This window comes from Paenibacillus spongiae (genome assembly GCF_024734895.1).
Lineage (GTDB): Bacteria > Bacillota > Bacilli > Paenibacillales > Paenibacillaceae > Paenibacillus_Z > Paenibacillus_Z spongiae.
The window spans coordinates 5,727,926-5,753,618 of the sequence record NZ_CP091430.1; the positions used below are offsets into that span (position 1 = coordinate 5,727,926).

Genomic DNA, 25,693 nt, shown 5'->3' on the forward strand with positions numbered 1-25,693 from the left:
TTTTCTTCTCATATTCATCTGCTTTGCAGGTAAATGTCAGCTTCGCAGGCAGTTTTCAGTCGAGTAATGTCTTTTTTAACCTAAAATCCGAGAAGTCCCCACCTCTAAACTTCCTAACTCACGTAGTGAGCGTGTAGGTGGGGGATGAATCGGTGCTTTTAGTATTCTGTTTGCCGACAAATATACGAACGTACATTCCTTCTTTTTTGGTATAATCGACGAATGGGGGTGATCACGTGAATAAGGCTTATCGGTTAGGTTATTAGATATGTCCTGGGAAGCCCCCACTTCTATAAGTGGTGGGAGCATGTCACGATGCTCTTCTAAGCAAGCAATCAGCGATGCAGCCGCTCCCTTCCTTCGGGCAGCTGCTTCAACATACATCTGTCAGGTATAGCCATAATGCAGAAAGATCCGCCGTGGCGGATCTTTCTATTATTTTCATTATGTTATAGGTGTTTCGTCCGTACTAATAATTAGGCGCGACGGTATACGACATTGCCTTTCACGGCCGTCAATAACACTTCAAAAGCTTCATTCATCAAAACGAAGTCCGCATCAGCGCCCGGAGCGATCCGTCCTTTGTTGACCAGGCCCAACAAGTCCGCCGGCGTTTGAGTTGCCATCGTCACGGCATCTTTCAACGATATTCCGGAGCGAACGGTCTTCGCCAATGCCTCGTTCATCGTCACGGTGCTTGATGCAAGCGTACCATCGGTTAATGTGGCCACTCCTTGCGAAACCCTGACCTCATGTCCGCCAAACAGGTACAACCCATCCCCCATCCCCATCGCTTGCAGAGCATCTGTAACAAGAACCATTCTATCGGCTCCCTTCTCCCGATGCATCAACCGGACGATGGCCGGATGAAGATGTACGTCGTCGACAATAGCTTGGACGCTGACGTGCTCTTCTTCGAATGCGGCGACAATTAAGCCGGGGTCGCGGTGATGGATGGGCCGCATCCCGTTAAAGCAATGCGTAACATGACTCGCGCCGCATCGAAAAGCATGCTTGGCTTCTTCGTATGTAGCATCTGAATGAGCAATGGATATGATAATTCCGCGGGATTTCAAGTACTCGATCATCTCAGTGCCGCCTGGAAGCTCTGGCGCCAAAGTGACCATTCGAATCAGCGATCCCGATTTTTGTAAGATCATATCCATTTCATCCAGGTCGGGGTGACGTAAATACCGTTCGTTCTGCATGCCTTTACGTTTCGCGTTCAAGTATGGGCCTTCGATATGAATGCCTGCGATTTGCGCTCCGGGCTCATGGCCCATGACACGGGAGACACTTGAAATCATACGGAGGAGGTCATCCAAGGACGATGAAACGGATGTTGCCAAGAATGAGGTGCAGCCCGACTTGGCGCACTCTCTTGAAACGGTTTCTACGCTTTGAATCGTACCATCCATCATGTCATGGCCTGCGGCACCGTGAATATGCACATCAATCATGCCGGGAATAAGGAGGTGTCCATGACCATCGATTTCGAAATCGGCCGAATCGGGGCATGAATCCCCGTCATGAACCGATTCAATTCGGCCGTTTCGAACCGTTACGCACCCCGGTGCAAGCTCATGGCCGCTGATCAAACGTGCGTTCCGGATAAGCACAGTTGTCATTCCGATTTCGCTCCTCGAATTCATTTAGAATCGTTGTCCTATAAGCAGCTTACACCCTGACTTTGGGAGTTCGCAAGATAACAGTTTCATCGGCCCGGTGCAGCACCTCGAACAAGCGCGCCGAAGGCGCATGATCCAGCTTAACAGTTAGTACCCCCGATTCGGCATTCCAGCGATTCGTTGAGCAAATGCGCCTGCTAAGCGACGATTATCGAGCCTATCAGGAGACGCTCGCCCGCCTGCAGCGGGACTTGAATATGCGTTATGACGATAAGGGCTGCTGACATTCTGACCGAATCATATATAACCTGATCTCATGGCTTCTTTCTGCACGCTCTGCTCGACGGAGCCTTGCCGGCAGAGCGCTTTAGCCAGTAATAACGATGCAGCTCCAGGATAAAGTGAAACATAATGAAAGCTAACATGGTATACACGCACATCAGAATGATCGTTACCGTCTCCTCGCTTACGAACATTAACGAGAGATTGGCCAGGAGATAGCCAAGCCCGGTCAGCGCGGTTAGTGAAACCATGGGCATGCCCGTACGGTCTTGGCGCTGCTTTGGCGGAGATTCCAGCTTCCGGATATGTGACCGCGCATAGTGATAAAGGGCAAATCCGTAGGCAGTGAACGATACAAGCGCATACCAAGGAGTCGTCAGACGAAGCCCGCTATAGGCAAGCTTCTGGGTTACGATCATAAATCCCGCCGAGCAGACAAGGCCAAACACACCCCGGAACAAGACGTAATTCAGCTGCAGCTTCCGGGGAGCTATAATGAGGGCCAGAGCCCATACGTTCATGACAATAAGCGCCGGAATCAGAAGATAAGCATACAGCGGCACGTACGGCACGCTGAGCACAGGGATCACCAGAAACAGGTTAAGGAAAAAAAGCACCAATACCGCTGCGTTTAACCTGATACCGCTCGCCGGATATAAGGAGAGATAGGCTTGGAGCGCCTTCCGGTTATATTTCGTTCCCTCGCGGACTTGGCTTTCAACTTGGGTTATATGGTGTTCAGCCATTTACTTCAACCACCTCGAAACGTTAAACCGCGTTCGCTTGACCTCATGCCCGACGATGTCCTCCACGGATCATCCTCCCCACTATTCAAAGCCATTTCCAATAGGATACCTTAGATATTCCTTACAAAGAAACCCGAATTCCCATTGAGACGAGAATCCGAGTTTCTTCCAGGCCGCTTTTCAACATATAAAATTATTTATAGGATTCTAATGAAGCCACTTCAATCATTGAACGATTCCGGGCTGAACGAACGATAGCCTCCATATGAAGTTGATTTGTGAACCCATCCTCCAGCGTGGCATAATTTGCTGCCGCATCTCCTCGAATCAGATCGGCGAACGTCTGCCAAGGATTCAGACCTTCCTCCGCCGGCACCTCAATGGTTTCGGTTACCGTTTCTTCCCCGCCCTCCTTCAAGCGATGCCACACGACCTGGTTGTTGGCAGGGGATACATGCAGTGAACCTTCTTCGCCATATAAAGATATTTCATGCTGATTGTCGGCTCCGATTGCATTGCGTGACGTTTGGAATACACCGACTGCGCCTTGGGTGAAACGCGCATTGAAACAGGCAAAATCGTCAACGGTTACTTGCTTAAGCGCACCTGTCTCCGGGTCAAGACGTTCCGGCACGATCGTCGTAAGCATCGCCTGAATATCGGTAATATCGTCCTCGATCATGTACTGTGCGAGATCGATCATATGAGAGCCCAAATCCCCTAACGTTCCGGTACCGGTAATTTTTTCGTCAAACCGCCATATGAAAGGCGTATGATATCCGGACGAACCCCATCCTTGGAGATATTGCACGAAAAAATGGTTAATGCGTCCGATCCGCCCTTCCTGGATCATTTTTTTAGTGTATTGAAAAGCAGGGGTGTTGCGCCACAAGAAATTGACCATGCAGGGAATCGGCTTTTTTCGTCGATACAATTCAAGAACCCGGACCGCTTCTTCATACGTCCGCGTTAACGGCTTCTCGGTAAAGAGCGGTTTCCCGGCATGGATGCACGCTTCGATAATCATTGCGTGCTTATCGTTCGGCGTAACCGAGAGTACACCATCAATTTGGGTATCGCCTATCAGCGACTCGTAGGCTTCATACCGTTTGGAAGCAGGGATGCCGAGCTGATCTCCCACCTCCTGCACCGCCTTTGAATGAATGTCGCATACCGCGGCAATACGTACACCCGGCACTAGAAGTAACTGCCTGATATGATGCCGCGCCATTTCTCCAAGTCCGATTACCCCTATGTTAATTTCTCTCATTTGTATTTCGCCCCAATCAATCGTTATTTCGCCTTGATTTCTTCAAGCGGCTTCGCATTGCCGTATACCGGGCTCGCACCGCGAGGCTGCGCGGCCCAATTCACCGCGTTGGAGATTACTTTCAGCACTTCTTCGTTATAGTAAGTCGGATAGGTTTCATGACCTGGACGGAAGTAGAAAACTTTGCCTTGGCCGCGATGATAAGCGCAGCCGCTTCGGAACACTTCCCCGCCTTCGAACCAGCTTACGAACACCAGCTCGTCCGGCGCAGGGATATCAAAATGCTCGCCGTACATTTCTTCACTAGGAAGCTCTATGTACTCGCCTAGTCCCGCAGCAATCGGATGCGACGGATCGATAACCCAGATGCGCTCCTTTTCGTCCGCTTCTCTCCATTTCAAATCGCCGGAAGTACCCATCAATTTTTGGAATATTTCGGAACAATGTGCGGAGTGTAATACAATGAGTCCCATGCCTTGTAAAACTCTGCTGTGTACGCGGTCTACAATTTCGTCTTCCACCTTCTCATGCGCTATATGGCCCCACCAAATCAATACATCGGTATGATCAAGGACTTCTTGGGTCAATCCGTGTTCAGGCTGATCTAAGGTAGCCGTTCGCACCTCGATGCCTTCTTGAGCAATTCCTTTGGCAAGCTGTCCGTGAATGCCTTCAGGATAAATAGCCAAAACAGCTTTGTTATCTTTTTCATGAACATTTTCATTCCATACGGTTACGCGAATCACTTAAATCATCTCCTTAATCGCCTTGGGCGGCATAGGTTTATTTAACGTCCGAGGCGTCTTCGTGTTGAATAAAGCAACTCGTCGCGGGCGTCTTACTCGCCCAGCAATCGCTTACGTATGCATTATAGTTCTCTTTCCATTCGCCGTATTGTACGATCGCACACGTTTTGTAAAATTACGATAAAAAGTGATTGGCGACGAAGGGAACGTCCAGCATCGTATCGGTGGCAGAGCATTCGAGAATCCATCGAAAAAGCAAACAAACCGTAACTCCCGTCTGCCCCCAAGCGGCATGCAGGTTTACGGTCTGATACAATCCGAAAGCCGATCTCAATCGGGCTGGATTAGTAGATAAGCGTCTTGTTCGCGATATTGCTGCGGCGTCATCGTTTCGCTCGCTTTGAATGATTTGGAGAGATGCGCTCCATCGTAAGAGCCGCTGACCATCGCGATTTCCTTGACTGACATCGATGTTGCTTCAAGGAGACGCTGCTTGCCGATCCGGCAAGCAGATCAGTTCGCCCTGCTTGATACCGCAATCGACATTGTTTGCGAAAAACTGAAGAAAATCTTTACAAATATCTGGTAATCACTTTACATTGATCACCTATTCTATCATCGAATCTGATTTGATAGAAGGAGGAAGAATAGTGAAGAGATTGAAGCAAACCGCATTATGCCTATTCGTCTGCGTGCTTGCAATGACTAGCGTCATCGGGCCTCAATTCACCCGCGTATATGCAGAAAGCGCAAGCTGGACCGTAGGACAAGCGATTGCGAACAACAGCGGAATTGCATCTGTGGAAGGGTATGTGGTCGCGCATACGACGGGAACGAATGCGTATGCCTTCACAGCTCCGTTCGCCAACGATTTCAACCTGGTACTGGCTGACTCGCCGGACGAGCGAGATGCCGCTTATCTGCTGCCGGTACAGCTCCCGGCTTCATTCCGGGCGCAGTACGGTCTGCAGACCAACCCTCAGTTGATCGGCAGCAAGATCAAAGTGACGGGTACGTTAACCGCCTACTTCGCCGTACCTGGTTTAAAGAGTCCGACAGCGATCGAGACGCTCTCCGGTCCGGGACCGGGAACCGGCGAGCCGCAGCTTGTATCGATCGCGGATGCCAAGCAGCGCCCCGGACAGACGGTCATCGTCGAAGGCGTCGTGACGGCGGACAATGCCGCGGTCGGGGGCGGCAGGCTGTCGACGTTCGTGCAGGATGAGACGGGCGGCATCAATTTGTTCGGCTTCACGCCGATCGAGCTGCATGAAGGCGATCGGGTACGGGTGACGGGCAAGATTGAAGCCTACAAAGGCTTGACCGAGATTGTTCCCGCCTCGGCCGCCGGCGTAGAGGTGCTGCAATCGGGAGCGGAGCTTCCGGCACCCGTCGAGACGACGATTGGCGGCATCGGCGAGCCGCTCGAAGGCCGGCTCGTACAGTTGAACGGCTACGTGCAGCAAGTGCCGTCCAGCCCGGCCGGCGGCGGCTATAACGTCTCGCTGATTGACGAGACGTTCCAAGGCACGACGCTTCGAGTCATGGAGTCGGCGCTTCCGATTGGGGCAATTCAGGCCGGCAAATGGTACCGGATCACAGCCATAGCGAGCCAATACGACGGCTACCAGCTGCTGCCGCGCAAGGCGTCGGATCTGACGCTGCTTGACCCTCAGCCTCCTGCGCCGGATGCAGCGGGCGAATACGAGTCCACCGTTGCAGCTATTGTGGACGGGGATACGATTCATCTGCAGTCGCCGGTGCTGGGCACGACGAAGGTTCGCTTCGTCAACATCGATACGGCGGAGACGTACCATACGCCCAAGAACGACCTGGACCAGAACCAGCTTGATCACGGCAATGCGGCCAAAGCTTACCTGAATACGCTGCTGAAGCCTGGCGATACGGTGAAGCTGATGGTCGGCAAGGAAGCGACGGACGATTACGGCCGGCTGCTCGCTCAGGTTGTGCGCAAGTCGGACAACATGAACGTCAATCTGGAAATGGTCGCCAAAGGGTATGCGGCTACGTATTTCCTGTGGCCGATCGGACCGGATGCGGAATTTACGGAATACGGCGATGCCGTCAAGGCTGCCGAAGCGGCAAAGCTTGGCATCTGGAGCGAGTCGAATCCGCTCCTGGAGCTGCCGTTCGTCTTCCGTGCGCGCGAGCAGGGCAAAGGGCTGCTTCGTTACGCAGGCCATTTCGCAACAAAGAGATTCGCAGCTCCGGACAAATGGGCCGATGTGCCGGTGGAGTCGCGCGTCTTCTTCGCATCGGAGCAGGAAGCGCTCTCGAACGGATACACGGCGATGGCGGGCAATCCCGGCGATCCGATTCACGTACAGCTGCTGGGCATGAACGACTTCCACGGTAAAATCGATGTTTCCGGCACCGTCTCCGGACAGCCGGGCGTCAAGTTCGGACGCGCAGATTACCTGGCCGCCTATATGAAGAAGCATGAGGCGACGAATCCAAACACGCTCATCGTTCACGCCGGCGATATGGTCGGTGCGAGCTCGCCCGTTTCCGCGCTGCTGCAGGACGAGCCGAGCATTGCGGTCTTGGAAGCCATCGGCGTGGACGTCGGCGCTCCCGGCAATCATGAGTTCGACGAAGGAACGGCCGAGCTGCTTCGTCTTACGAACGGCGGCGAGCATCCGAATGGCACGCCCGGCTATGACGGCATGAACTTCCCTCTCATTCTTGCCAATGTAGCGTACAAGTCGAACGGCGAGCTGCTTCTGCCGCCATATGCAATCAAGGAAATCGGCGGCGTCAAGATCGGCTTCATCGGCGTCGTCACGACGGAGACGCCATCGATCGTCGTGCCGACCGGCATTGCCGATATACGCTTCACGGATGAGGCGGAAGCGATCAATAAATTCGTACCCGAGCTGCAAGCGCAAGGCGTCGAAGCGATTGTCGCGCTGGCGCACGTGCCGGGCGAACAGGACGGAGCAGGCGCGAAAGGCGAGATCGAGGAACTGGCGCTTGCCGTGAACGATGCGGTCGACGTTATCTTCGCCGGACATAATCATCAGCAGGTAAATGCAGTCGTAGACAATAAGCTGATCGTGCAATCGGGGGAATACGGGAACGCCTTCTCGGACGTCGATCTCGTCATCGATCCGGTTACGATGGACGTTATCGAGAAGTCGGCGGAGATCGTCGACGTCGTGCAGGACGGCAGCGTCATGCCGGATGCCGGGGTTACGGCTCTCATTACGCATTATCAAGAGATTGTGGCGCCGAAAGTGAATGAGGTCATCGGGAATAATGGGCTGGCGATGCCGAAAGGCTATCCGGCGAAAGGCATCATCGGCGACATCGCGCTCGGCAATCTGATCGCAGACGGCATGAAATGGTCGATGCACAGCGACCTCGCCTTGATGAACGGCGGCGGTGTGCGGGATAACCTGGATGCGGGTCCGATCACATGGGGCGAGCTGTTCAACATCCAGCCATTCGGCAATACATTGGTGCGGATCGAAGTGACGGGGGCGCAGTTCATCGACATCCTGAACGCCATGATCAGCCCGCAGTATGGGCCGGATTCCTTCATTGGCGGCGCTTGGTATACATGGGATGAAAGCACGAACAAGGTCGTTCGCGTCACGCTGCCGGACGGAAGCGCGCTAGACCCGGCGCAAACGTACTCGTTGACGGTGAACAGCTTCATGTACGGCCAAGCGAATGAGAAGTACAAGCTGCTTGGACAATACGGCAAAAACGCAACCCAGGGACCGGAGGATATCGAAGCGACCGTGCGGTTCATTCGCCAGGCGGCGGATCCGATCATGTATGAAGCTGAAGGCCGGATCAGCTCGGATATCGTGTCTCCGGTTATTGCGGCGCCCGAGCTGCTGAGCCGGTTCACCTATGAAGCATTCGATATGAGCGCCATCTCGGCGTCGGATGCGGGGATAGGGATGAAGCAATTCGAAGTCAAGCTTGACGGCAAAATCATCAATCCGTCGGAGCCTATTCCGGCATTCAAGCTGGCACTTGGGAATCATGTCGTAACGGCGGAAGCGACGGACAAAGTCGGCAATAAAGCCGAGAAGACGATGAAGCTTCAGGTCACGATGGATCTTACGCACCTGGACGAGCTTGTTCGAGCGGGTGCCGCATCCGGCGCTTTCAAGGATAAGAATGTGCCGAAGCTGCTGCTGCACTTTATAGAAGATGCGCAGAGCAAGAAGAACGGGCAGAAACTCGTCTACCTGCAAGCTGCCTATCATCAAACGAAAGTGCGAGAAGGTAAAGGGATCGAGGCTGATTTCGCCAAGCTGCTCATGCGCGATCTCATGCATGTCATAAACTCGTTTAAGTAATGTCGCTCGCTCACCCTGAATTCGATCCAAAGGAACAAAAGAAGGAGCGCAATGCTGATGGCGAACAAGCCGATAATCAGCGGCGAATCCCAAGCGTAATGCTTCAAGCCGCCTTTCGAAGGGCCGCTGCAACCCGTCTCGATCGCCAGTAGGAACGAGACAATGGCGCCCGTCAGCGCGGCCGCACCGCCCCAGTCGCTTCGCCTTTCGATTCCTTCAGCGATGAAGCGATGAAGAGGCGGCGAGAACGCCGAACGGCAGGTTGAAGTAGAAAATCCATTGCCAGGCCAAATTGCCGACGATAAATCCGACTACGGCCGGCCCGATGACAAGCCGAATACGGCGCCGAACAGGCCCTGCATTTTGCCGGTGCGTTCGGCCGGGAAGAGGTCGCCGATGATCGTCATACCGATCGGCATCAGCGCGCCGGCACCGATCCCCTGGATGGCGCGGAAGACGACAAGCTGTGTCATGTCCTGCGATAAGCCACACAGCGCCGAGCCTGCGAGAAACAGTCCCATGCCCTTGTAAAAGACGTATTGTACAGACTATCATGATCGGCAAAAAATAGCCTTGGCCGACTAACGGCCAAGGCTACTTGCATACGAGCGAATCGGAGCCGATTCGCGATCAGTGACCCACCATCATCGCCGGGTCCGGGTTGTCCCCGCCGGCGGTTCCGTCTTCTTCCTGCTGCTTCGGTTTACGCAGAAGGAGCGACAGTGCGACGCCCGCGGTCACGATGCACGCGGACAGGAAGAACGTGTCGCCGTAACCCGCGACGACGGCGTTCAGCGGATTCGCGTCCGCTCCCGCGCTTGCGGCGTGGGAAGTGATTTGCGACGTCAGATAACCCGTCAAGCCCGCGACCGCGAACGAGAGGACGACTTGCTGAGCTGCTGTTGTCAGCGGTGTGACGCGGCTCACCAGTCGGCGAGGCGCAGAGTTCAGGACATGCGTGTTGAGCGGCATCATGGAGAAGCCCATGCCGAGACCCATGATGCAGATGCACAGGATGATAACCCACAGCGAAGTATCCACCGATATGCCGGACAAGATGAACAGAGAAACGGATATGGCGGCAAGACCGGCGAAGGCGAGCGGACGCGCGCCGATCTTGTCGAACAGCCGGCCGCTGATCGGCATGGCGATTCCCGAGCATAGCGCCTGCGGCATCAGGATCCAGCCCGTTTCAAGCGCGGTGTAGCGCATGACGCCTTGCAGGTACAGCGGCACGATCAGCATGGCGCCGAACAGCGCGAGCTGTACGATCCACGTCAAGACGATGCTGCGTGTAAAGTCGGACGACTTGAACACTTTCAGCTCCAGCAGCGGCTGCTTCTGAGCCAGTTCCACGAAGATGAAGAGGATGAGCGCAATGCCGCCGACGGTCAAGCCCGTGATCGTCGAAGCGGAGGACCAGCTGGTGCCGCCTTCGCTTACGCCGTACGCCAGCATGGAGAAGGCGATCGGCGCGAGGCACATGCCGATGACGTCCAGATGCGGCGCCGCATGGCGGTCGGATTTCGGCAAATATTTATACCCGAGGATGAAGGCGATAATGCCGATCGGCAGATTGATGATGAAAATCCAGTGCCAGCTGACAGAATCGACCAGCCAGCCGGATAGCACCGGACCGAATGCCGGCGCCATCAGCATTGGGATGCCGAGTACGCCCATGATGGATCCGCGGCGCTCTGGAGGCGCGAGCTTGAACACCATGGCCATCCCGATCGGGGCCATCATGCCGCCGCCCAAGCCTTGAATGATGCGATAAATGATCAGCTGTTCCGGCGTTTGCGCGATGCCGCATAGCACGGAGCCGATCGTGAACAGGGCGATCGTAATCATGAATATTTGCTTGGAACCGAATTTATCGGTCATCCAGCCTGCAAGCGGGATAACGGCGGATAAGGCCAGCGTATAGCCGGTGACGGTCCATTGGATCGTCTTCAGATCGGTGTCGAAGTATTCAACGAGTTTCGGAATGGCATTATTAACAACGGTGCTGTCCAGAATAACCATGATCATGCCGACAATAATCGCCATGAGCGGCGGCAGAATGGCTTTGAGCGAGAAGTCGTCCCCGCCGGCGGCCACCGGTTTTGTTTGCGTAGGAGCTGACATAGATCCCTGCTTTCTGCTCATCGAGCTGAGTATGGATGAAAATAATGGTCGAGGATCAAAGGTTACCCCCGATCCGTCAATATGGGCGCTTTCTCGTAAAAATTCGCAGACAATGCCTGCACGAACGGCGACCAATCGCCCGTCGTGTAAAGATGAAGCCGGTGCATCGCCCGCGTACACGCCGTATAAAGAAGCTTGCGTTCGTTATCCCGGCCGTAAGCTTCGGGCGAAGCATCATAGACCAGGACTGCATCGAACTCGACACCCTTGGCGAGATACACGGGAATGACCATCACTCCTTTTTCAAAGTCCCTCGTCTCCTTCGTAATAAGCTGAAGCCCTTCTTCCCCTTGAATTCGTAATGACTCATAGACCTCTCTGCTTTCGGCCGCAGTCTTTGTTATGACGGCGATGGAAGCGAAGCCCTCGGCCCTGAGCGAGGCAATGTCCTCCAGTAATTGTGCATCGCGCTTCTTTACGCCGTTCGATCGGATCAGAAGGGGCTTGCGGCCTCTTCTTTCGAACGGTACGATCTCTTCCCCGCCGGGAAGCAGCGATTTCGTGAATTCCACAATCTCTCTGGTTGAACGATAGCTGCGCACAAGGCGGACGAGGCTTGTATCGGCTTCGCCAAAAAGCCGGATCAGCGGAGAATCGGATGCTTCCAGGTTTGTGGCCTGTATGAAGATCGCTTGCCCGAAATCGCCGAGCACCGTCATCCGGGCGCGTGGAAACAACTTTTTAAAATATTCATATTGAAACGCCGAATAATCCTGGCCTTCATCGACGAAGACATGCCGGATCTCCGTGTTCGTTCGGACGCCTTCGACCATTTCTTTTACAAACAAATAAGGAGTCGCATCCTCGTGAAACAATTCGTTCCGGCTCAGCATATCCTTGGTTTGTTTGCAGATTTCAGGCCAAAGCGGGGGAATGGCGATCTCATTTGTTTGCTCCCGATAAGAGGTTTCGTCGCCGAACAATTGGCCATATATACCTTTGGCATCTACAAACGAGAAGTTCTTCACGCTTTTCCTTAGCGGCTTAAAGCTTTCTTTCACGATTCTTCGAAGGATCAGTTCCTCTTCCCGCTGGGAGAAGTCAACGTCGCCTTCATCTCCCCGACGCTTATTGTTCATTTGCTCGCGAACCACAGCGTATTGCTCCGCAAGGTCGAGCACTTCCCTATCTTTGTGCAGAATGTCGAAAACCTCCGCGTACTGTTCGTTATCGAGATAATTTAACTCCTCCTGAACCCAGAACGCGTTCCGTTCCTCGCGTTCCAGCGAAGCCAGTTCATCCAACAGCCATTCCTGCAAGAGAGCGATACGACTGAACAACGGCAGGGAACTGTCGAAGTCGTACAATTTTGCGCTCATACGCTCTGCAGTAATCAGAACGCGATCTCGAAACCAAACATCATTGAATCGCATACCTTCCCGCCCCAACCACTTCCCGTAGTTCTGCAGGGCTTTCAGAAAAGCTTCGGAGGTTTTGTACGCAATCCCCTGGAGGCGAGCCTCATATCCCGGCTCCCCCTGTGCTGTCAGTGTGAATTCGATCTGATCGAAGGGATCCTCCGACCGCAATGAGGAACCAAGCCAATAGTCAAGATATTCCTGAAACGTCGTTTGCTGCATATTCTCTTCGCCGAGTTCCGGAAGGACGGTGGAGATATAACTGGAAAACATCGGATTGGGCGAGAAAAGCACAATCTGATCGGCCCTGATCGTCTGACGGTGTTTGTAAAGCAAGTACGCCACACGCTGTAAGGCCGCGGAAGTTTTCCCGCTGCCAGCCGCCCCCTGTACGATAAGCATCCGGCTATTGTCGTTGCGGATGATGGCGTTCTGCTCCTTCTGGATCGTGGCTACGATACTCTTCATTTGCGAGTCCGCGTCCTTGCCGAGCACTTGCTGCAGCAATTCGTCTCCAATCGTTTCGCTCGCGTCGAACATGTTGCGGATTCGCCCATTTTGAATCTGAAACTGCCGTTTGAGCTCCATCGTCCCTTCGATCCGACCTGCCGGCGTGTCATAAGAGGCTCGACCCGGAGGATAGTCGTAATATAGGCTCGCGATGGGAGAACGCCAATCATAGATCAGAAAATTCAATCCGTCATTGTCGATGAAGGAGGATACGCCGATATAGACCTGCTCGCTTGCGTTCAAGCCATCCTCCTGAAAGTCAACGCGCCCAAAATAAGGTGACGGAAGCAGCCGTTTCATGCCTTCCCATTGCCTCACCAACCGTTTGTGGCCGCGCTCCCGTTCGGCCAGCATCGCAGATTGCTGTTGAACCGAGTAAAAGGTCTCTTCAAAATCCTCGGCCGTGCTTGTGTTGATCGTCACTTCTTCCCAAAACCGCTTGCGGATGTCCGTAGCCTGATCGCGCAGCCCGGCAACCTCCGGCTCCAGTTCGGCGATTCTCGCCTGCAGCTTGTTCCTGACCCGTTCCTGCCGCTCCTGTTCCTGCCGCCAATCCTTCGCTTCCATCTCCCTGAACACACTCCTTTTTCCAATTTACGGTATAAAAAAGAGCATTGACAAATCAAAGTTCCAGATGTACAATTAAAGTGGGAATAAAATCGAACGTATCCTTTATTTTAATTTGTCAGTGACGCTAACGATTATATCATAGCGTTAATTCGCGTTCAATTTATTTTTTTCTTTTACCTTCCGGCAGAGCTGAACACTGACCCGGATTGCTATTTGTTTAAACAAACCACCACGAGATAAGCTATCAGGAGATGACCCATGAATTCATCAGGGGTCATCTTTTTTATGTCCACTGGCTCTGAATTATAATAGGTTATGTTGTAAGCGGAGACGCGTGCTCGAACTACTTCAGGGGTACCCTTAACATAATTTGATGTAACTTTATTTTCTCTCATCACTTTTCTTACCTTACAAATCAAAATTAGGGTTTTGTAATGAAACTGTAATATTCCCTTCATATTCCTTTCATATTAAATAACTATAATAGCCTTATGACCCCCCTTTATTATATATTCTCTCTTGTAGCCTGCGAGATTTTTCGCAGGCTTCCTTTTATTTGGATGGAGTCCCTATCAATCTCGTAATATAACTGTAATATTTCCTTCATATTCCTTTCATGTTCGGGTTCTATAATAGACCCATGACCCCCCTTATTATATATTCTCTCTTGAACAAGCCTGCGAGATTTCTCGCAGGCTTCTTTTTTGGGGCCAGTCAGTATGCCTAAAGAAATAAGACCGCCTCTGCAGGCGGTCTTATATTTCGATATCCATAATCGGCTATTTACTTATCCGCTACCTGAAGATGTTCCTTCAAGAAAGGAATCACACGCTGCCAGAAAGCCGGATCTTCCTCCGAGGAGCTGTGCCCGGCGCCTTTCACGAACAGCGTATTTAGTTTACGCTCCTTAGCCAGCTCTCTTAGATCGTCTGCAGGAATGAAATCGTCTCCGTTAGCATGCACCATGAGCACGGGAATATGCGCCCCATTATCATTCCTGTCTAAGGCCTCCGGTAGTTGCGCCTTCGCGTACTCGCTGCGCGTTATACCTGCACGGTGAAGCCAGATCGGCGGAATGAGAAGACCAAGCGGAAAATACGGGAGCTTGTGGCGCTTTAGCTCTGCCCTTAGCATCGTCTCGAAGCGCGTCGGTGTCGAATCGGTTACCACTGCCCTTACAGGCAATCCATCCGCGAGTGCCAGCAGTGCTCCGAATCCGCCAAGCGAATGGCCGAGAACGGCGACCCGTTCGGCGTCCACGTTCTTAAACTTGCGTACAGAAGCAACAGCCGACGCGATATCATCTCGGAACATGAGTGCCGATGGCGCAGAGATGGAGTCGCTTTCTCCATGACTGCGGGCATCGTACATAAATAAGGAGAAGCCGGCACCCAGCAGCGGCTTGGTATAGCGAAGTACCCGGGATCGATTCGATCCCCAGCCATGCGCAATTACGACAAGCGGCCGCTTGTCGGCTTGATTGCCGCTATTCGGCTGGCTATGTTCACGATCCTGAGGATGAATGAGCCACCCGCAAAGAGTTGAACCGCCGCTCTCGAAGGTCACGTTCTCGAACGGCCGGTCCGGTTGATTATCATTCGGCCGCTTGCGGGGCTGCTGGCTCCGTGCGCCGATAGTCCATATGACCCATAGAAGAAGCGCGACAATCGCCGCGCCCGTCAAAATCAACCAAACTGCCACAGTTATGCCGCCCCTCTCTATGTACTGCCGTTAAGAACCGATACTTACAAGGATTTAGCCGCTTCTGCGAACTTGCTTGCCCTTTCGGTCAGCAGATCGAATCGTCCGCTGCGCACCCAATCCATATTGAGCAGCTTGCTGCCCATGCCTACCGCGCTGGCGCCTGCTTTGAAATAATCGCCGATGTTATCCAGATCGACGCCGCCAGATGCCATCATCGGTATTTTGTCCAATGGCGCGCGGATTTCCGCCAAGTACTTCCAGCCCAGCGTTCCCATCGGGAACACCTTCACCGCTTCCGCTCCCGCTTTCCAGGCCCGGACGATTTCCGTTGGCGTCATGCAGCCTGGCCATACAGGAACGCCGTTCTCATAGCCATAAACGACGACAGACTCATCCAGGTTCGGGGAAATCATGAATTGCGATCCGGCAGCAACGGCTTCCTTCGCCATATCCAGATCAAGCACCGTCCCCGCTCCGACTGAAGCCTGTTCGCCGAACTTCTCGCGCCAGCGGGCGATCATATTGGTCGCGCCCTCGGTATTCATCGTAATTTCCATCAATGTAATGCCGCCATCCAGCAAAGCTTGCGCTGCCTGGTCAGCGTATTGATCCTCGATAAAACGAAAAATAGCAACTACCTTTTCCTGCAGCAGTCGGTCCAGCATCTGACTCATCGTATGATCCTCCCTTACACATCCCTATTTATAAACCTAACACTGTCTATTGTAGAACGAATAAGGGTATGAATCAATCAACCGTCTCCCAATATTCGCGTAAAATGCGCAAGAATACGTTAGGAAATGCGTAATTTGACATATCTTCAGGACCAATCCAACGGTAGTTGGCCGGTAGGCTCGCTAGGTTGTCCGCTTCGGCGGCCTCTGCTGCCGGTTCATTCCCTGCGTCATGCTGCCATGCATAAACCGCATGCGCTTCAGCCGCCCGATCCGCCAGAAGAGCGGACGCCTCCTGTGCCGCAGCGGCTTCTTCCAGCATAAAGCCGAACTCCGTTATGTAGACTTGAACATCCCAGACCAGATGGCTAAAAACATGCTCCGCTTCGCCCCACCAGCTTGTCGGCCGAATCAGGACACGTTCTTCGCCGGCCAAGGTGCGGCAGAGGATATCCATCTGCTCCTCGCGCACGCGCTGCGGCACGGGCTCTGCCTTAGCCCCGGCACGGCGGCGCTTCTTCGGCATGTCACTGTCTTCTGCCGCGGCGATCGACGGACCCGCTATATGCGGCAGCTCCCACATTCGCGCGAGCAGCCCGGTGTCCGGACGCTGCCGGATCAGAATCTTGCCGGCATGCGATCCCGTGCCGGTAACTAAGGCAGCCAGCCGTAATTCCGGACGCGGCGGCTTCGCCTTCGTCTTGATCGGAAGGATATGCTCCTTGCCCGCCATCCTTCCTTCGCAATGAGCCATCACGGGACAGGTCAGGCAGCCCGGCGACTTGGGCGTGCATACGAGGGCGCCAAGCTCCATCAAGGCTTGGTTGAAATCTCCGGCTGCGCCTTCAGGGATTAAGGACGCAGCCAGCTTCTCGATGCTTACGCGGGTGGATGGCTTCGCAATGTCATCCTCCAAGCAGAAATAACGGGACAAGACGCGCATGACATTGCCGTCCACTGCAGGCTCGGGACGGTTAAAGGCAATGCTCATGATGGCTCCTGCCGTATACGGACCAACGCCTCTTAGCGCAGATACCGCCGCTTTATCGTCGGGTACGACGCCGTCATGACGGCTTACGACCTCCTGCGCTCCTGCTTGAAGATTACGGGCGCGGGAATAATAGCCAAGCCCTTCCCAACACTTCAGCACCTCTGCCTCCGGCGCTTCCGCCAATGCCTCAGCGGTCGGAAACTTGTCCATAAACCGTTCGTAATAAGGAATCACCGTATCGACTCTCGTCTGCTGCAGCATGACCTCCGATACCCAGATCCGGTACGGATCGCGGTTCATCCGCCATGGCAGCACCCGTTTATTCTGACGGTACCAGCCTAGCAGCTCGCGACTGAAATATTCGGCCGCCTCTGTTGTCATGAAAGCTCTTCACTTCCTTCCTTTATGCCGCTTGACGCTGCGGACATGCGGTATAGCTGCCGGTAGCGGCTTGGAGTCAATCCGATGTACTGCTTGAACAAGCGGGACAGATAATGATTTTGCATGCCTACCTGCTTGGCGATATCCGCCACGCTTGCCGTCGTTTCCTCTAACAGCCGCTTCGCGTTCTCCAGCCGTCTTCCGTTCACGTATTGGATGGGCGAACAACCCACCACATTTTTGAAGAAGCCGATAAAATAGTTCGGATGTAGATAGGCAATGCTTGCCAGCTTATCGACCTTGATATTCTCTCTTATATGCTCTTCGATATAGCGAAGAACCGGGTCCATCTTCTCGACCAGCTCGATCCCTTCGCCCGTTATATCGTTTAATTTGCAGTGATCCAAATACGCAGCCATCAGATCCAACATGGCCGACCGCAATCGCAGCTCCTTCGTTAACGATTGCGAACGATAGGATTGAATCATACGTTCAAAGATCGATTCGATGTTCTTATGGTCGTCAATTTCAACACTGATCGGAAACTTGAGCTGATGTAAAAACTCCAGGTCTCCGATTGCCGCCCGAAAGTGACACCAGTACATCTCAATTCCTGTATTGCTGTCCGTACCGAAGGATTGTGAGCTCCCCGCAGGCAGCACATAAAGCCGGCCAGGCTTGATTTCATAAGTTTGATCATCCATTACCAGCCAACCTTCTCCACTGCGAATATACCAATACCGGTGATAATCAGGAATCTCGGCTTGATTCCAATCCGGCAGATTTTCCGAGAACGCCGCCATAGATACAGCCGCTTGAAAGCGATGAAAGTAATTTTGTAAAATCATCTTGTATGTAGGTTTCATAGCAGCTCCCAATATAGAAATCAATTCAACGGCTTTGCCATTCTCTATTATAAAGGGTATGTTATAAAAAGGACATGCCACTATTTGGGTACAAACCGCTGTGGATCAGGCAAGCACGACGACGAAAGGAACGATATGGAATGATGAAGATGACATCCAATACCCCAAGTCGGATTTTAAGAAATGCACTCCCTCTGATGCTGGGCGCCGTCATGATCTTATTGACCGGCTGCGGGGGAGGAGGATCGAATACGCTTGAAGGTCCTGCCCAGACAGTCAAAATCTATAAAGCGAACTGTGTCTCCTGCCACGGTTCCGAGCTGCAGGGGAAGATGGGCGCCTCTTCTAATCTGCAGGACGTCGGCGCCCGGATGACGGAAGAGGAAATTATCCAGCAAATCCGGGACGGCGAAGGTTCCATGCCCGAATTCGCCTCCAAGCTTGAAGCCGATGAAATAACCGCGCTCGCGGAGTGGCTGGCTTCGAAGAAGTGACCGAAGTCACCGTCAGGCTCGCAGCCGCTCTACGACAACGAATGCGGATGCGAGCGGTCCGTCATGCGTAATCGTGACATGCACAGCCGTTTGCTCCTCGGCAAGCCCGAGTTTCTCCCAAGCCGCCGCGCTTAGCTGACACTCCGGCTTGCCTAGAGAACTTCGAACGATGGCCAGATCATGGAAGCTTAATGTGCCGCCAATTCCGCAGCCGAACGCTTTGGACACGGCTTCTTTGGACGCGAACCGCCCGGCTACATATTCCGCTAGACGGCCGCCGCTCAATTCGGATGCCGCCGCCCGTTCGGTATCCGTCAAGATACGCGCTTTGAATCGCTCTCCCGCTTTGCCTTGAAGCAGTGAATCGATTCGTTCAATGGACGTTATGTCATGTCCGATGCCAAGTATCATACTGCAGCGCCTCCTCTGTCGTTCTCCCCATAACGCAAAAATAGTGGCATTCCGCCACTATTTTTTATTTGAATACGTACATCTGCAACCGTTAGATCCGCTTGTATCGGGGCTCGGTTGTCAGTAAGCCGCCGTACAGACGGTTAGATGCCAGGAATCGGATCGCGTTTATGGTGTGTCTTCACATACTGCTTCTCCAGCTTCTCCCGCGCTTCATCGTTGATGACTTTGCCTTCCAGATAATCGCTGTTATCGGCATAGGTAATGCCCAGCTCATTCTCGTCGGTCTGCCCTTCCCATAAGCCTGCTGTCGGCGCCTTGTCAAGCACGCTCTGCGGCACGCCAAGGTAGGCGCCGAGCTGACCGACCTGCCGCTTGTTAAGCGTGCTCAGAGGCGTAATGTCGACCGCCCCGTCGCCCCATTTGGTATAGAAGCCGGTAATGGCCTCCGAAGCATGATCGGTGCCGACAACAAGCAGGTTCAAGTCGAATGCCAGCGCATACTGCACCACCATCCGGGTGCGAGCCTTCACATTGCCTTTGCCGCCACGGCTAATGTGACGCGAGATGCCGATGTCCTTCATCGCATGCTCCACTTCAAGGGCGATCTCGTCGACCGCTTCTTGAATATTCGTCTCGACGCGGTGCTCGAGCTTGAATGCCTCGGCAACCTCGTAGCTGTGGGCGATATCGCCCTGCTCGCCGTAAGGCTGGAAAACGCCCAGCGTCATATAAGGCTTTCCGGTCTCCGCCGTCAGCTCATCCGTCGCTTTCTTGCAGAGGCCTGTCGCAACGGCGCTGTCGAGCCCGCCGCTAATGGCGATCAGCAGCCCGGTCGTTCCCGAGTTGCGAACGTGTTCCTTAAGAAAATCAACCCGTTTGCGGCATTCTATCGCCGGATCGATCTCCGGCTTGACGCCAAGCCGCTGAATAATTTCCTGCTGCAAGCTCATACGATCACCTCTTATCGGCAGAACCGGTCGAATGCTCCAGCAAGGTCTGCCGCAATTGCTTCAGCCGAACGGTTCTCAATTTGATGACGTTCAATAAAGTATACGAGTTCTCCATCTTTCATGAGTGCAATGGATGGGGAAGAAGGCGGATACGGAGCAAAATATTCACGAGCTTTCGCGGTCGCCTCTTTGTCCTGGCCGGCAAATACGGTGAACAGGTGGTCCGGCGTTACGTCATGCTCCAGCGCTTTGCCGACACCTGGACGGCATTGACCGGCTGCACAGCCGCAAACCGAATTGATCACAACGAGCGCCGTGCCTTTAGCCGTTGGAAGCGCAGCTTCAACCTCGTCGGCCGTACGGAGCTCTTGAACGCCCAGACGCGTCAGATCATCGCGCATAGGTTGTACAGTATCCAGCATATATCGTTCGAAAGACATTGACATGTATTACCACTCCCTCAAAGTAAAGTCGTTTATTTCCCATTATAACCCCCGCCAGAAGTGAAAGCAAAGCAATCTGTACGCGTCCCATAACAAAAAAAACAATCGGTGCGCATACACCGATTGCAATCCTTACGATTCTAGCTCGCTGCCCTGCTCCTTCTCGGGACGATCCAGTCCCGCTGCATAAGCCGCATCTTTATCCGGATGCATGAATATACCCGGCTGCGGCGGGATGCCTTTCTCAAAATAATCCCGATTCTCGTCTCGAAGGAAGCCGATATCCTTGAATGGATGGACCCATTCGTCCCCGGACATGACCGCCGGATCCGTATCGGTCGTCCAGCGGTTAAGCGGCGATTGCGGCGAATCGTATTGATGATCCCCGATCACGACGCCGCTGCTGTTGACAAACGGAGAACGCGGACCCCGGCCATGCTGGAATTGCGGCAGAAAATTGATTTCGTACGGATCCAGCGCCGGATCGTCTTTGTTCACCAAGGGCTCGCGGTCAAACGAGTTGCGGCTTTGCTCCGATGAGCCATCCGTCGATTTAGAGTTCACGGCAGCAATCCCTCCTCACGTCGAAGGCCGGTTCGGGCCGTCCAATTTCTTATCGAATGCTGCCGATTCCGGTGCTACCGGCTTCCGGCCTCCATTGCGGTCAGCCGATGCATCCGGCCTGGAAACGGACTTCGAGCGTCCGGCATTCCGGTTATCTTCCATCATCATTGCTGGCACCCCCTTCCAACCCTATTATGTACCCATGTTGGAGAGGCTATCCCGTTTCATTCGCGCTTCTTGCCCGAATAAGCATAAGGTATGACCGCGCCAAGGATGCCGGTGCCGATCAACAGCCATTGAGAAACCGTCAAGCCTAAGGTCAGACCCGGTACATAACCGGGAGGATACGGGGCGAACAGGCTTGCGATCAGCCCTCCTATTCCGATACCAAGAAGTGCGCTGCTTATCGTACTTCCGTCATCCGGCACTTCCGATGCCTTCTGCATGATGAGCCATACGAAAACCGCGGCGTAGACGATCGCATAGATCAGCTGATAGGGAAATTCATTCAATGCGCTCCACGTGATCCATCCGGGCAGAAGGGCGAAGGGAAGCATGTTCAGGAATCCCTTCCAAGACATTCGTTTGCGCAAGTGCATCGCGATCAAATAAATAACAGCCCCTGCCAAACCGATAATCACATCCGCGGCATTTCCCCGCATAATCAATATCGCCGATGGGCGGGTCCACAGCAAACTGGGATCCCTCAGCAGAAATCCCAGCTTCCAACCAAGCAGCGTAATAATGGAAGCGGTCATTAATATATCAATCCAAGGTCCCTGTCTCGACGCAGGATCCAGCCTGATCCATATGGCCAGCGCTGCCATGCCGACGGCCAGCGATATAAGGACAGTAAGAAGCGTTCCGTCCGCACGGAACGGCCCGATTGAAACAATGTCTGGCATAGGTTCTTCCCCATTCGGTTAGCTTTTATAGGTCTGCATATCGATTGAATGTAACAATGAAAGCGGTACCGATTGATTCCACGGATTCGACCCGAATCTGGCCTCCGTGCCGTTCCACGATGCTTAAACATAAAGGCAAACCAAGCCCGGTCCCGCGCGCCTTCGTTGTGTAGAACGGCTCGAATAGACGTTCCAGCTGTTCCTTCGGTATCCCGCATCCTTCGTCGATAACCCGTAGCTCAACATGGTCGCTCGTAACTTGCGTGCAGATCTTCAATATGCCCGTATGGTCCATCGCTTCCATGCCGTTCCGGGCCAGATTCAAGATAAGCTGCTTCATTTCCTTTGCATTCAACATCAGTCTCGGCATATATTCGTCAAGCTTGAGCTCGATTGTTTGCCCGCGCATATTCGCATCTGCCAGAAGCAGCGGCATCAGGTCATGGATGATATCGTGAAGAGAACAGCTTTCCTTCTCAATGATCCGGTTCTGGGCGAGCGAGAGAAAATCGTTGATGATCCCATTGGCGCGGTCGAGCTCCTCCATGACAATCCGAAAATATTCCTGTTGATGCTCCGGACTCCGCTCCCGCATCAGTTGAATGAAGCCGCGAATGACAGCCATTGGATTGCGGATTTCATGCGTAATGCTGGCAGCCATTTGACCGACGAGACTCAGTCTCTCCATACGTCCGACTTCATCGCGCAGCCGGTTCAATTCCGAGATATCATGCGATATGATAGCGGCGCCAATGATGTTCTGGTTCAGCATGTCACGAACACAAATGCCGGTTTGCATATAAATCTTTCCCTGCCCCAGAATAATCTCCGAGGAAGTTTGAAACCCGTTCAATGCTTGATTCAATTGTTTGCTCAGCGGAGAATGCTCCATGCCTTCATTCAATACCGTATATGGCATGCCTAATAATTCATCCCGCTCTTTGCCTGATAATGAATGCTGCAAAGTAGTGAAGGCCATCTCATTAATATGCGTAATCATTCCATGTTGATCGGTAAACAGGACGCCAAGCGGCGTCTTATCGATGAATTGCTGCATCTTCTGCACTTCAAGCCGGTAATTGTTCGAGATCATCTCTAACTTCTCATGCAGCGTTTGTTTTTCTCTAAAATTTTCCACGAGGAAGACAATGACCCACGTCGTAAGGAAATAGAAGCCCGAATGCATGAACAGGTATAGAGATAAAGGTGTCGTATCGGGCCGCTCTACATATTGATAGCTTAAGAATACCACGAATTCGATAAGCATCATTACAGCAGCCGCGCCTAGCGCAAGCCGCTGCCTGCCTTCCCGGTCCGCTTGTTGGAACGGTCGTATTGCCTTAAGCAGAACCGGCAGCATAATCAGCAGCACGCCGCCAATCTCCACCCATGTCCATGCACCATAGCCCGTAACAAGCTGTAAGGCTACATACGTAAGGACGAGCGTTACGGTTACATAAAAACCACCGTACAATGATCCAACAAGCAGCGGCACTAAGCAATAATCCACATGAAAGTACTCGCTATTCGAACATGCGGCATAGCTGACTACCATCGCCACAAAGCATAGAAAGCCGAAAACGAAGGGAATATATTTTCGAGTCTTTGAACGTTCGTACCAGAGCTGAAAAGTGAACACGGGCATCAAGGCGACAATGACTTGCAAGAGCGTCTGCTTCCACACAAGTATACGAATCTCCCCCCGATCATATCCGACAAATAATTCCCATTATATCCGATTAAAACATAGGTAACTAATTTTTACAACGAGATTAGATAGGCATCAGAAGAAAAAAGCCGTCGGAAAATAATCCGGCGACTCCCTATGTATCCGATCTATTGATGTTTTCGTCGATCCATCTTTCGATGTCTTGTCGCAGCTTGCTTCGGTGCATAAACGCGACTGTTGTCGACTTTCCTTGTTTATCGTCAACGGATTCAAAAAAAACCTTCCCGTGATCATGGTCGTAGGCTACAATTTTATTCTTATTGACGAGATTGATTCGGTCAAGTTTATGAAAGCCGTACTGCTCCAGATGTTTCACATAGGTGGATAGAGAGGGCGCCAGAGGATAGTAACTTTCACTCGCCGTTTGAAACACGATGGTTCCTTCATCGGTTTGGATATATAGAATATCCGCCGTATCCAGCATGAAGATCGGCGTATCGTTATTCTTGTCTCGGGTAACGGGGATTTTCATAGCCTACACTCCAAAGCGTTTCCTTGTTGGAATGGGCCGCCGCTTGCGGGCGGCAGCCCTTGTTGATTACTTCTGCAATAGCTCAGCCGGAGTCTCAGGACGGTGTCCAACCCAGATACAGGCAGTGGAAACAAAAACAACAGCTAAACCGCCTAGTGCAGTTGCCAATACGCGTGCGAATTTGGTTTTCATATTTTCACCCCCTTCTGGATTTATTAATCAACGTAATCGCTTGTACAATGCACGCTAGTGATACTATATCAGAAGAGATTACGAGATTACTAAGAATGATGGCAATGGCAAGCCATTTCCTGAACTGAAGGGCCTTCTCCGACAATCTGGTTACCCCCCTCAGGCGGGAAGGCGCATAGATGAAATTAAGAACGGCGGCAATCAAAGTCAGCACAATTACCATTGTAGAATTCACGGGTATAAAGGGAATAACCGTAATAACGACTGTTGATACAACGATACAGAGAACAGCGGATTGCAGATGATAGCCGCCGGATAATGTGCGCAATAAAGCGATTAATACCATTGCAATCAACGTCTCTGCAAAAGCGCCGGCAAGAATGCCGATAACGCAGGAAAGAATGAATGTGATCGTATTGGTGAAAACGGAGACCAGCGCATATTTCATGACGGCCTGGCTGACGTTTTTCTTATCGTTCAATTCATAGATTCTGAGGCTGATACGTTCCGATAGCGCGTCTATCATTCTTTACGCTCCTTCCACAAGGACAGCTGGATGATGATTAATATAATCGTAATGACGGAAATTGCCGAGACGGCAAATTTCAATTTCCCCTCGAATCCGGAGTAGGCGATCGCAATGATAATAACGCTGGATACGATAAGGACTTGCAGCAGCGCGCGGTTCACGCCGATTAACGGCACTTTCGCATAACTGCGGTCGGGCACGAACGAGAAACCGATTCTTTTTTTCGACAATATGTATGAGGCAAGTACGGCAATGACGGAACAGATGACTTGAAGCATCTTCTGATGGTAGAAATCCGTTGTCAGATTCTCGACGCCCAGCAGCCATTGTATGACAAATATAATGATCATTTGGACGGAGACATAAACGAAATAACCGGTAACCGCCATTAGCAGTGCGTAGAATAAATGCACCCGGAACAGCAGCCAGATCAGGATAATCATCCATCCGAGCATAAAGAGCGGCGTTAAATTTTCCACATGAAAAACTTCACGCACAATATAAGAGGTTTGTGCCATAATTATGGATGTAAATAGCATCTGTGTGCCATATGAACGAATAGGAAACATAAATATTGATAGTAGGAGACAAAATAGCGCAATCGTCTCAAAAACGTTTACAATAAAATCTACAAAAAAAGTCGTCATTGGGTCCCCCTGCAGCTCACCATAGGTTGTCTTTACCACTACTATACAACTAAAACTGGTACAAATAAATACATATTTTTACTTCCTCGTCAGAGTAGACCATA

Annotated in this window: 25 protein-coding genes; 2 read left to right on the forward strand and 23 right to left on the reverse strand. The window is 52.5% G+C overall.

Annotated features, from left to right (window positions below; translation table 11 throughout):
- Positions 1-476: 476 nt before the first annotated feature.
- The 5 genes from nagA to L1F29_RS25910 all read right to left on the reverse strand — a co-directional run bounded on the left by nagA (position 477) and on the right by L1F29_RS25910 (position 5,140).
- Positions 477-1,628 (reverse strand): N-acetylglucosamine-6-phosphate deacetylase, encoded by a 1,152-nt coding sequence (gene nagA, locus L1F29_RS25890; protein ID WP_258384914.1) that lies wholly within the window; start codon positions 1,626-1,628, stop codon positions 477-479.
- A gap of 314 nt (positions 1,629-1,942) precedes the next feature.
- Positions 1,943-2,656 (reverse strand): hypothetical protein, encoded by a 714-nt coding sequence (locus L1F29_RS25895; protein ID WP_258384915.1) that lies wholly within the window; start codon positions 2,654-2,656, stop codon positions 1,943-1,945.
- 193 nt (positions 2,657-2,849) lie between these two features.
- The gene (locus L1F29_RS25900; protein WP_258384916.1) at positions 2,850-3,926 is read right to left on the reverse strand and encodes a Gfo/Idh/MocA family protein; all 1,077 of its coding nucleotides are present in this window, start codon (positions 3,924-3,926) and stop codon (positions 2,850-2,852) included.
- A 23-nt stretch (positions 3,927-3,949) separates the two neighbouring features.
- On the reverse strand, positions 3,950-4,672 hold the full coding sequence (locus L1F29_RS25905) for a ThuA domain-containing protein (RefSeq protein WP_258384917.1): 723 nt from the start codon (positions 4,670-4,672) through the stop codon (positions 3,950-3,952).
- 330 nt (positions 4,673-5,002) lie between these two features.
- Positions 5,003-5,140, reverse strand: a complete 138-nt coding sequence (locus L1F29_RS25910) for a helix-turn-helix domain-containing protein (protein ID WP_258384918.1) — start codon at positions 5,138-5,140, stop codon at positions 5,003-5,005.
- Between the two features lie 182 nt (positions 5,141-5,322).
- On the opposite strand from L1F29_RS25910, the gene L1F29_RS25915 reads away from it, so the two are divergent.
- Complete coding sequence (locus L1F29_RS25915) at positions 5,323-9,009, forward strand: DUF6359 domain-containing protein (protein WP_258384919.1); 3,687 nt, start codon at positions 5,323-5,325, stop codon at positions 9,007-9,009.
- A 311-nt stretch (positions 9,010-9,320) separates the two neighbouring features.
- Here the strand turns inward: L1F29_RS25915 and L1F29_RS25920 are convergent, their stop codons facing one another.
- The 7 genes from L1F29_RS25920 to L1F29_RS25950 form a co-directional block, all read right to left on the reverse strand.
- Positions 9,321-9,482, reverse strand: a complete 162-nt coding sequence (locus L1F29_RS25920; RefSeq protein ID WP_258384920.1) for an MFS transporter — start codon at positions 9,480-9,482, stop codon at positions 9,321-9,323.
- A gap of 157 nt (positions 9,483-9,639) precedes the next feature.
- Positions 9,640-11,136 (reverse strand): MDR family MFS transporter, encoded by a 1,497-nt coding sequence (locus L1F29_RS25925; RefSeq protein ID WP_258384921.1) that lies wholly within the window; start codon positions 11,134-11,136, stop codon positions 9,640-9,642.
- A 62-nt stretch (positions 11,137-11,198) separates the two neighbouring features.
- Positions 11,199-13,631 (reverse strand): RNA polymerase recycling motor HelD, encoded by a 2,433-nt coding sequence (helD, locus tag L1F29_RS25930; RefSeq protein WP_258384922.1) that lies wholly within the window; start codon positions 13,629-13,631, stop codon positions 11,199-11,201.
- 786 nt (positions 13,632-14,417) lie between these two features.
- Positions 14,418-15,335, reverse strand: a complete 918-nt coding sequence (locus L1F29_RS25935; protein WP_258384923.1) for an alpha/beta hydrolase — start codon at positions 15,333-15,335, stop codon at positions 14,418-14,420.
- Positions 15,336-15,379: 44 nt separating this feature from the next.
- Positions 15,380-16,012, reverse strand: a complete 633-nt coding sequence (locus L1F29_RS25940) for a bifunctional 4-hydroxy-2-oxoglutarate aldolase/2-dehydro-3-deoxy-phosphogluconate aldolase (RefSeq protein WP_258384924.1) — start codon at positions 16,010-16,012, stop codon at positions 15,380-15,382.
- A gap of 73 nt (positions 16,013-16,085) precedes the next feature.
- Positions 16,086-17,384 carry an A/G-specific adenine glycosylase gene (gene mutY / locus L1F29_RS25945; protein WP_258384925.1) on the reverse strand — a complete coding sequence of 433 codons (1,299 nt, stop codon included), beginning with the start codon at positions 17,382-17,384 and terminating at the stop codon, positions 16,086-16,088.
- Entirely contained in the window at positions 17,381-18,250 is an 870-nt protein-coding gene (locus tag L1F29_RS25950) for an AraC family transcriptional regulator (RefSeq protein ID WP_258384926.1), read from the reverse strand. Before L1F29_RS25950 ends, mutY begins: the two co-directional genes overlap by 4 nt.
- Positions 18,251-18,390: 140 nt before the next feature.
- Between L1F29_RS25950 and L1F29_RS25955 the strand changes: the two genes are divergently transcribed.
- Positions 18,391-18,744 (forward strand): c-type cytochrome, encoded by a 354-nt coding sequence (locus L1F29_RS25955; protein WP_258384927.1) that lies wholly within the window; start codon positions 18,391-18,393, stop codon positions 18,742-18,744.
- 12 nt (positions 18,745-18,756) lie between these two features.
- Here the strand turns inward: L1F29_RS25955 and acpS are convergent, their stop codons facing one another.
- From acpS to L1F29_RS26005, 11 genes are all read right to left on the reverse strand, one after another.
- Complete coding sequence (gene acpS, locus L1F29_RS25960) at positions 18,757-19,155, reverse strand: holo-ACP synthase (protein ID WP_258384928.1); 399 nt, start codon at positions 19,153-19,155, stop codon at positions 18,757-18,759.
- 143 nt (positions 19,156-19,298) lie between these two features.
- On the reverse strand, positions 19,299-20,108 hold the full coding sequence (gene nadE, locus L1F29_RS25965; RefSeq protein ID WP_258384929.1) for an NAD(+) synthase: 810 nt from the start codon (positions 20,106-20,108) through the stop codon (positions 19,299-19,301).
- Between the two features lie 11 nt (positions 20,109-20,119).
- Positions 20,120-20,554, reverse strand: coding sequence for a BrxA/BrxB family bacilliredoxin (locus tag L1F29_RS25970; protein ID WP_258384930.1), 435 nt, complete (start codon positions 20,552-20,554; stop codon positions 20,120-20,122).
- Positions 20,555-20,683: 129 nt separating this feature from the next.
- Positions 20,684-21,115: a DUF3905 domain-containing protein gene (locus L1F29_RS25975; RefSeq protein WP_373876432.1), complete on the reverse strand. Its 432-nt coding sequence runs from the start codon at positions 21,113-21,115 to the stop codon at positions 20,684-20,686.
- A gap of 15 nt (positions 21,116-21,130) precedes the next feature.
- Positions 21,131-21,283: a hypothetical protein gene (locus L1F29_RS25980; protein WP_258384931.1), complete on the reverse strand. Its 153-nt coding sequence runs from the start codon at positions 21,281-21,283 to the stop codon at positions 21,131-21,133.
- Positions 21,284-21,339: 56 nt separating this feature from the next.
- The gene (locus tag L1F29_RS25985; protein ID WP_258384932.1) at positions 21,340-22,020 is read right to left on the reverse strand and encodes a hypothetical protein; all 681 of its coding nucleotides are present in this window, start codon (positions 22,018-22,020) and stop codon (positions 21,340-21,342) included.
- Between the two features lie 25 nt (positions 22,021-22,045).
- Positions 22,046-23,704, reverse strand: a complete 1,659-nt coding sequence (locus tag L1F29_RS25990) for a two-component system sensor histidine kinase NtrB (protein WP_258384933.1) — start codon at positions 23,702-23,704, stop codon at positions 22,046-22,048.
- A 139-nt stretch (positions 23,705-23,843) separates the two neighbouring features.
- Positions 23,844-24,221, reverse strand: coding sequence for a LytTR family transcriptional regulator DNA-binding domain-containing protein (locus L1F29_RS25995; RefSeq protein ID WP_258384934.1), 378 nt, complete (start codon positions 24,219-24,221; stop codon positions 23,844-23,846).
- A gap of 66 nt (positions 24,222-24,287) precedes the next feature.
- Positions 24,288-24,413, reverse strand: a complete 126-nt coding sequence (locus L1F29_RS34520; RefSeq protein ID WP_373876433.1) for a cyclic lactone autoinducer peptide — start codon at positions 24,411-24,413, stop codon at positions 24,288-24,290.
- Positions 24,414-24,417: 4 nt separating this feature from the next.
- The gene (locus tag L1F29_RS26000; RefSeq protein WP_258384935.1) at positions 24,418-24,939 is read right to left on the reverse strand and encodes an accessory gene regulator B family protein; all 522 of its coding nucleotides are present in this window, start codon (positions 24,937-24,939) and stop codon (positions 24,418-24,420) included.
- Positions 24,936-25,421, reverse strand: a complete 486-nt coding sequence (locus L1F29_RS26005; RefSeq protein WP_258384936.1) for a hypothetical protein — start codon at positions 25,419-25,421, stop codon at positions 24,936-24,938. The genes L1F29_RS26000 and L1F29_RS26005 overlap by 4 nt, the downstream gene beginning before the upstream one ends.
- Positions 25,422-25,693 lie beyond the last annotated feature (272 nt).

Excerpts from the sequence above, each read along its gene's own strand:
- mutY (WP_258384925.1), bottom strand. The coding sequence starts at position 17,384 with ATGACAACAGAGGCGGCCGAATATTTCAGTCGCGAGCTGCTAGGCTGG.
- L1F29_RS25985 (WP_258384932.1), bottom strand. The coding sequence starts at position 22,020 with ATGCCAGACATTGTTTCAATCGGGCCGTTCCGTGCGGACGGAACGCTT.
- L1F29_RS25940 (WP_258384924.1), bottom strand. The coding sequence starts at position 16,012 with ATGAGTCAGATGCTGGACCGACTGCTGCAGGAAAAGGTAGTTGCTATT.
- L1F29_RS26000 (WP_258384935.1), bottom strand. The coding sequence starts at position 24,939 with ATGATAGACGCGCTATCGGAACGTATCAGCCTCAGAATCTATGAATTG.
- L1F29_RS25920 (WP_258384920.1), bottom strand. The coding sequence starts at position 9,482 with ATGACACAGCTTGTCGTCTTCCGCGCCATCCAGGGGATCGGTGCCGGC.
- L1F29_RS25925 (WP_258384921.1), bottom strand. The coding sequence starts at position 11,136 with ATGTCAGCTCCTACGCAAACAAAACCGGTGGCCGCCGGCGGGGACGAC.
- L1F29_RS25900 (WP_258384916.1), bottom strand. The coding sequence starts at position 3,926 with ATGAGAGAAATTAACATAGGGGTAATCGGACTTGGAGAAATGGCGCGG.
- nadE (WP_258384929.1), bottom strand. The coding sequence starts at position 20,108 with ATGAGCTTGCAGCAGGAAATTATTCAGCGGCTTGGCGTCAAGCCGGAG.
- acpS (WP_258384928.1), bottom strand. The coding sequence starts at position 19,155 with ATGATACTTGGCATCGGACATGACATAACGTCCATTGAACGAATCGAT.
- L1F29_RS25950 (WP_258384926.1), bottom strand. The coding sequence starts at position 18,250 with ATGAAACCTACATACAAGATGATTTTACAAAATTACTTTCATCGCTTT.
- L1F29_RS25955 (WP_258384927.1), top strand. The coding sequence starts at position 18,391 with ATGATGAAGATGACATCCAATACCCCAAGTCGGATTTTAAGAAATGCA.
- helD (WP_258384922.1), bottom strand. The coding sequence starts at position 13,631 with ATGGAAGCGAAGGATTGGCGGCAGGAACAGGAGCGGCAGGAACGGGTC.
- nagA (WP_258384914.1), bottom strand. The coding sequence starts at position 1,628 with ATGACAACTGTGCTTATCCGGAACGCACGTTTGATCAGCGGCCATGAG.
- L1F29_RS34520 (WP_373876433.1), bottom strand. The coding sequence starts at position 24,413 with ATGAAAACCAAATTCGCACGCGTATTGGCAACTGCACTAGGCGGTTTA.
- L1F29_RS25895 (WP_258384915.1), bottom strand. The coding sequence starts at position 2,656 with ATGGCTGAACACCATATAACCCAAGTTGAAAGCCAAGTCCGCGAGGGA.
- L1F29_RS25995 (WP_258384934.1), bottom strand. The coding sequence starts at position 24,221 with ATGAAAATCCCCGTTACCCGAGACAAGAATAACGATACGCCGATCTTC.
- L1F29_RS25910 (WP_258384918.1), bottom strand. The coding sequence starts at position 5,140 with ATGTCAGTCAAGGAAATCGCGATGGTCAGCGGCTCTTACGATGGAGCG.
- L1F29_RS25970 (WP_258384930.1), bottom strand. The coding sequence starts at position 20,554 with ATGTCAATGTCTTTCGAACGATATATGCTGGATACTGTACAACCTATG.
- L1F29_RS25980 (WP_258384931.1), bottom strand. The coding sequence starts at position 21,283 with ATGATGATGGAAGATAACCGGAATGCCGGACGCTCGAAGTCCGTTTCC.